This window comes from Kocuria sp. ZOR0020 (assembly GCF_000800955.1).
Classification (GTDB): Bacteria; Actinomycetota; Actinomycetes; order Actinomycetales; family Micrococcaceae; genus Kocuria; species Kocuria subflava.
The window spans coordinates 1-6,091 of sequence record NZ_JROX01000060.1 but is presented as its reverse complement, the minus strand read 5'-3'; the positions used below and the strand labels follow the sequence as shown (position 1 = coordinate 6,091).

At 66.9% G+C, this 6,091-nt stretch carries 5 protein-coding genes; 2 read left to right on the top strand and 3 right to left on the bottom strand.

The window, feature by feature from the left end:
- Positions 1 to 72: 72 nt before the first annotated feature.
- Together putP and gluQRS are read right to left on the bottom strand one after the other, a co-directional pair.
- The gene (gene putP, locus L979_RS04250) at positions 73 to 1,776 is read right to left on the bottom strand and encodes a sodium/proline symporter PutP (protein ID WP_047689643.1); all 1,704 of its coding nucleotides are present in this window, start codon (positions 1,774 to 1,776) and stop codon (positions 73 to 75) included.
- A 54-nt stretch (positions 1,777 to 1,830) separates the two neighbouring features.
- Entirely contained in the window at positions 1,831 to 2,778 is a 948-nt protein-coding gene (gluQRS, locus tag L979_RS04245) for a tRNA glutamyl-Q(34) synthetase GluQRS (protein WP_047689647.1), read from the bottom strand.
- A 184-nt stretch (positions 2,779 to 2,962) separates the two neighbouring features.
- Here gluQRS and L979_RS04240 point away from each other — a divergent pair, with 184 nt between their 5' ends.
- A complete protein-coding gene (locus tag L979_RS04240; protein WP_047689641.1) occupies positions 2,963 to 3,841 on the top strand; it encodes an MBL fold metallo-hydrolase in 879 nt (292 codons plus the stop codon).
- Here the strand turns inward: L979_RS04240 and L979_RS14390 are convergent.
- Entirely contained in the window at positions 3,780 to 5,111 is a 1,332-nt protein-coding gene (locus L979_RS14390) for a phosphatase PAP2 family protein (RefSeq protein WP_052209469.1), read from the bottom strand. The genes L979_RS04240 and L979_RS14390 overlap by 62 nt on opposite strands.
- A 164-nt stretch (positions 5,112 to 5,275) precedes the next feature.
- On the opposite strand from L979_RS14390, the gene L979_RS04230 reads away from it, so the two are divergent.
- The coding region (locus L979_RS04230; RefSeq protein ID WP_047689638.1) for an o-succinylbenzoate synthase at positions 5,276 to 6,091 on the top strand (816 nt) is incomplete at its 3' end.

Below are 6,091 nucleotides of genomic sequence, written 5' to 3'. Positions count from 1 at the left end.
GGGTTGCCTCCCGGTGGTGGATGCGGTCTTGGCGCAGCCCTCACCGGGAGGTCACATCACTGTGTCCTCACATCAGGAACTGGACTCCCACGGTGCTTTCCGTCCGCCAGCAGGGCTGGCCCCGTTGGAACCGGCCGGGTTGCCTTGAGGCGGGTTGCCCTGCGCCTGGCCGGTCTCCCCGGAGTGGGCTGCAGCGGCGGTGGCGGGGGCGGCGTCGTCGGCCTCCGGCTGGGTGGGCAGACCGCGGTGGGAGAGGGCGACGGCCTCGTCAAAGCGCTGCTCCACACCTGCATCCGGGGTGTACGTGATCAGGGAGACCACCACGGCCACCAGGGTGGCGGCAATGAATCCGGGGATGATCTCGTAGATGTCAGCCCACGGCGTGCGCGGCCACAGGATCACAACAATGGCGCCCGTGGCCATGGCTGCGGTGGCCCCGATACCGGTGAGCTTGCGCCAGTAGAGGGACAGCAGCACGATCGGACCAAAGGCGGCGCCAAAACCGGCCCAGGCAAAGCCCACCAGAGCCAGGATGGACTCGGCCGGGTCCAGGGCCATGACGGCGGCCACCACGGCCACGATCAACACACCGGCGCGGCTGATCCACAGCGCCGTCTTGGCGGCCAGCGGCTTGCGTCGGAACAACAGGGCCAGGTCCTCCACCATGGCGGAGGTGGTGACCACCAGCTGGGAGGAAATGGTGGACATGATGGCTGCCAGGACGGCCGCCAGCACCAGACCGGCGAGGAATGCCGGGAACAGGCCGATTGCGGCGTCCAGGAACACGGTTTCCGCGGTCTCCGAGTTGGTCAGGGCGATCCGTCCGCGATCCACCAGCGGGATGGCGAACAGCGCGGTCAGGATGGCTCCGAGCACACACAGGGCCATCCAGGCCACGCCGATTCGGCGGCCGGCCACGGCGTCCTCGTGGCTGCGCAGCGCCATGAAGCGCACCAGGATGTGCGGCTGACCGAAGTAGCCCAGGCCCCATGCAGCCAAGGAGATCACGCCGATCACACCGCCGGCAGCGCCGACGTCGAACAGGTTCCAGGCCCCGGGGTGAACCTCGTCCACGCGCTGGATGATGTGCCCGGGATCGCCCACCATGAACAGCACCACGATCGGCACCAGAAGCAGCGCCAGGAACATCAGAGTGCCCTGGAAGAAGTCCGTGTAACTGGCCCCCAGGAAACCGCCGATCAGGGTGTAGGCAATGGTCACACCGGCAATCACCAGCATGCCCACCACGTAGGTCTCCTCGTGGCCCCAGCCAAAGCTTTCGGACAGGGCGCCACCGAATGCGGAGGAGGTGAAGTTGCCGCCGGCCACCATGCCGGAGGAGATGTAAAAGGTGAAGAACACCAGGATCACCAGGCCGGCCACAATGCGCAGCATGCGCCCACCACGGACCAGACGGTTGCCCAGGAAGGAGGGCAGGGTGATCGCGTTGTTGTACTTCTCCGTGAACATGCGCAGACGCGGGGCAACAACCTTCCAGTTGATCCACGCGCCAATGGTCAGACCAATGGCGATCCACGCCTGGACCATGCCACCCATGTAGAGGGCGCCCGGAAGGCCCATCAGCAGCCAGCCGGACATGTCAGAGGCACCTGCGGACAGTGCCGCCACGGTGGGCGGGAGGTCACGCCCACCGATCATGTAGTCGTCTTTGTCCCGGGTGCGGGTGGAGGCCCACACGCCCACGGCCAGCATTGCCACGAAATACAGGCCGATGGCGGCCATCATCCACCAAAAGCCTGATCCGAAGTCAACCATGTGATTCCTTTCTTGAAGCCGACTGCCCAGAGCCAGGGAAGTCAGCAGTTGGTCCTACGGGCCCGTGGGCTGCGTTGAACTCGTTGACGGGGGAGTGAAGGTCCAGGGGCCGTCCGTGAGACGGAGGTGTGTGTGCTGATCCAAGACGTCTTGTGCGCAGGCCACCCGGGACGGCAGTCCCAGCGAGCGCCCCATCCATTCCATGACCTCCGCGGTGGTGTGTCCCGCAGCACGCAGGTCACCAAGAGTTACAGCTCCGTCACGCTTTGCCAAACGTTGGCCGCTCGTGTTGAGCACCAGGGGTACATGGATGTACTTAACCTGTACCAGGCCCAGCAGGTGCGCCAGATGGGCCTGGCGTGGGGCGGAGCTCAGGAGGTCATCGGCGCGCACCACCTGATCCACCCCTTGAAACGTGTCGTCCAGAACCACCGCCAGGTTGTAGGCGGGGCGGCCGTCATTGCGCAGCAGCACCATGTCGTCCACCGCCTCCGTGACCTCACCGGCCAGGCGGTCGGTGACCGTGGCGGTTTCCGCCTGGGCCCTGAGCCGGATGGCGGGCGGGCGGTCCCGGCGTCGTTGTTCGCGTTGCTGTGCCGTCAAATTGCGGCAGGTACCCGGATAGGCGCCCGGGGCGCCATGGGGTGCACCCCCTGCGGCGGCGATCTCCGCCTGGATCTCCCGGCGGGTGCAGTAACACTCGTAGGTCAGCCCGCGTTCACTCAAGTCCACGACGGCGGCCCGGTGAACCTCCTGGCGCTCTGACTGCAGGAGCACGGGCGGATCCCAGTCCAACCCGATCTGGGCCAGGTCAGTCAACTGCCGTTGAGCAGCACCCTCTTTGACCCGGTCCAGGTCCTCGACTCGCAGCACAAACCGTTTGCCCTCGGCGCGGGCGAACACCCACGCCAGGACCGCGGTGCGCAGATTTCCGATGTGCAGATCCCCCGAAGGCGAGGGTGCGTAGCGGCCGGCGCCGACTCCCTGGGTGATCTCAGTCATGGCCGCCACGCTACGTGAGCCCTGTGGTTTTTTAGGCATTGACCGACTGCGGTGATCCCGGGTGCGGTGGCTGTGCCGCGGGTGGGCAACGGCGTCTGTGGCCACACAACCCAGGAAGGGTGCGGAGGTTCATGCAATCCGTGGCAAGTCGCCGTCAACTGCCCATGGGCCGTACGCTGACTGCGTGATCACCATCAACGAGGTCGGAGCGGACGTCCACGTCATCACCACAGAGAACTGGAGACTCAACTCCGGTCTGGTGGTGGGGGCCGGGCGCGCCCTGGTGATCGACACCGGTGCGGGACCCCGCCAGGGTCGGGCGATTCTGGAAGCCGTGCGCAAAGTGACCCAACTGCCGCTGGTGGTGCTCAACACCCACGCACACTTTGACCACTACATGGGCAATGCCGTGTTCCAACGCGCCGGCGCCACGGATTTCTGGTCCCACCGCCTTGCCGCTCACGCCATCGAGAAGTACGGGGACTACCAGCGCTCCTACGTGGGCGTGGCCGAACCGGAGATGGGGGAGGGCAAGGGCCTGGACACCAAGATCGTGGTGCCCACCCGCCACCTGCCCGGCACAGGCCGCAGACCGGCCCTGACCAGAATTGACCTGGGTGACCGTCAGGCCTTGGTGTTCTCCCTGGGCCGCGGCCACACGGACAACGACGTCTTGGTGGGCGTTGACGACGTCGTTTTTGCCGGGGACGTGGTGGAGCAAGGTGCCGATCCCTCGTTTGAGGATTCCTTCCCGCACGACTGGGTTTCCGCGTTGGAACAGCTTGCCGATCTTGAGCGCTACCGCGTGGTGGTGCCGGGTCACGGTCTGCCCGTGGACCACGGGGACGTCCGCGGGATGGCAGCCACCATGGCTGCGGCCATCGAGCGCATCACGGCCATGAACGCTCAACAGGCCGAGGGCCAGAACCCCCAGCCGGTCACGGCCAGCATGTTTCGGCTTCCCTACGGTGCGGGATCCTCCCGCATTCTGCTGGACCGCCTCACACAGCTTGCTGGTGAGGCCGCAGCGCCCGCACCGTCTGGTGAGCAGCCAACAGGCTGAAGCCCACGATGCCGGCCGCACCGGCGGCCAACGGCAACCCGGTGATGGTCACGGTCTGCATGGCCGCCAGCCCACCGGCCGCTGCCAGAACCAGCAGGATGCCCAACACCAACGTGGTCACGGACAGGTTGGACGTGTAGCGCTCCGGGCGGATCAGGCACCGCAGCAACAGCGCACCCACCACGGCCCAGCAAGCCACCACCAGCACGGAGACCATGGCGTCCATGGGACGGTGCCAGCCGTTGAGAACCGTGGAAATCCCGGCCGCAGCGGTGGTCAGGGCACCAAAGAACGCGACGGCGCCGCGCCACCTGGCCGGGGCCGTCATCACGGCGATCATGGCGGCGGTGGCGGCCGCTGCGGTGTGGCCGGAGGGCAGCGAGTTCATGGTGGTCTCATGGATGCCATAGGGCGCCTTGACCAGGAACTCACGCTTGAGCAGTTGCACGGAGACCACCGCACCCAGCCCGCTGACCACGCCCACCAGCAGAGGCACCCAACGGCGGGAGCCCACGGCAAACAGCAAAGCCACTGCACCCCAGAGCACGCACACCAGAACCGGGACCAGATCGATCCACGGCACCCAGGCAGTGGGCAACTGGTTGAGGGCCTGGTCCCCCTCCTGCAGCGCCAGTTCATCCGCCCACTGACCACCCACCGTGCGCAGAGCGTAGAAGGCAAGGCCGCCTGCAGCTGCAAACAGCAACACGGCGCGCAACAACAGCCCCATCACAATGCCGAAACTCAGGTCCCGCGCCGGGGTGCGTGGAGCAGCCGGGTGGGCAGTGGCACCGTAATCGGCAGGCGCCTGCCCCACCGGCTGCTGCTGAGGCTGGCGGAATTGCTGTGACTGGCCGTGCTGCTGCTCCGGCCCACCGCGGTAATCCCCGGGTTGCTGTAGCGGCTGGTGTACCGGCTGCTGCCGTGTGTCCTGCCAGGGTGCCGGAGCACCGCTGTCCCCTGGCCCGGTGGTGGTCTCCAGGGCAGTGGTCTCGGGATCCGCAGAGAGCTGGTACCGGCCCGAGTTTGACGCGCCACTCACCGACGGCATGGGGCGGGTCACGGTGGGGTCGGATGATGCGCTGATGGACTCGGTGCGCGGGTTGCTCTGGTGGTCCTGGACGGAGTCAGCACGGGAGGCAGAGGACCCGCCGTTGCCTCGGGTGCCGGGCGGGGTGGTGATGGCCTCCGTGGGCGTCTCCTCCGCACTGCTGCCGGACCCGGACCGTCGATTCTGGTGGGGGTCGTTCTCCGCGGGGATGTACGTCACTGCTGTCCTCTTTCGCAATTCGCCGGTCCACGGGGACGCGTTCCTGGCGTTGTTCGCAGAACAGTGTGACAGCCCAGCCTTCACGACTCCTGAAATTTCTTGAGGTCCTGGCGCCGTTGTCTGGGGATCTCCTGGACGCTCCGCAACCCCTTTACAGTGAACCCATGTCCGAACACCCAGTCCCCGCCAACCCGTTGGACCTTGACCTGGAGGGGGTCCTGGCCCGCGTCGTCGTGGTTGAACTGCCACTGACGGTCAAGTTCCGTGGGGTCACCACCCGGGAGGCTGTGCTGGTGGAGGGGGAGCGCGGGTGGGGCGAGTTTGCGCCGTTTCCGGAGTACGACGACGCCGAAGCGCTCGCGTGGTGGCGTTCGTGTCTGGAGGCCGCCCGGTGTGGTTTCCCTGAACCGGTCCGCAGCCATGTGCCGGTCAATGCCACGGTGCCGGCCGTGGCAGCCAACGCGGTACCTGACGTGTTGGACCGCTACGGGGAGGGGATCACAGCAGTCAAGGTCAAAGTGTCTGAGGCCGGTCAGGACCTGGAGCAGGATCTGGCCCGGGTGGCAGCCGTGCGTGCCCACTGGCCGCAGGTGGCCATCCGGGTGGATGCCAACCAGGGCTGGGATCATGGGCAGGCCGTGCGGGCCCTGAGCGCCCTGGCGCAATACGACCTGGAATATGCCGAGCAACCGGTGGCGGGCGTGGACGGGCTGTACGCGCTCAAGGAGGAGTTGGCCAGGCGCGGCGTGGAGGTGCCGATTGCTGCCGATGAATCCGTGCGCAAGGCCGAGGACCCCCTGGCCGTGGCCCGTGCTGGTGCTGCGGATCTGATCGTGGTCAAGGTGGCACCTCTGGGCGGGGTACGCCGTGCGCTGGGAATCGTGCAACAGGCTGGGCTGCCAGCTGTTGTCAGCTCAGCCCTGGACACTTCTGTGGGTCTCAGCGCCGGGGTGGCGCTTGCCGCCAGCCTCCCGACGTTG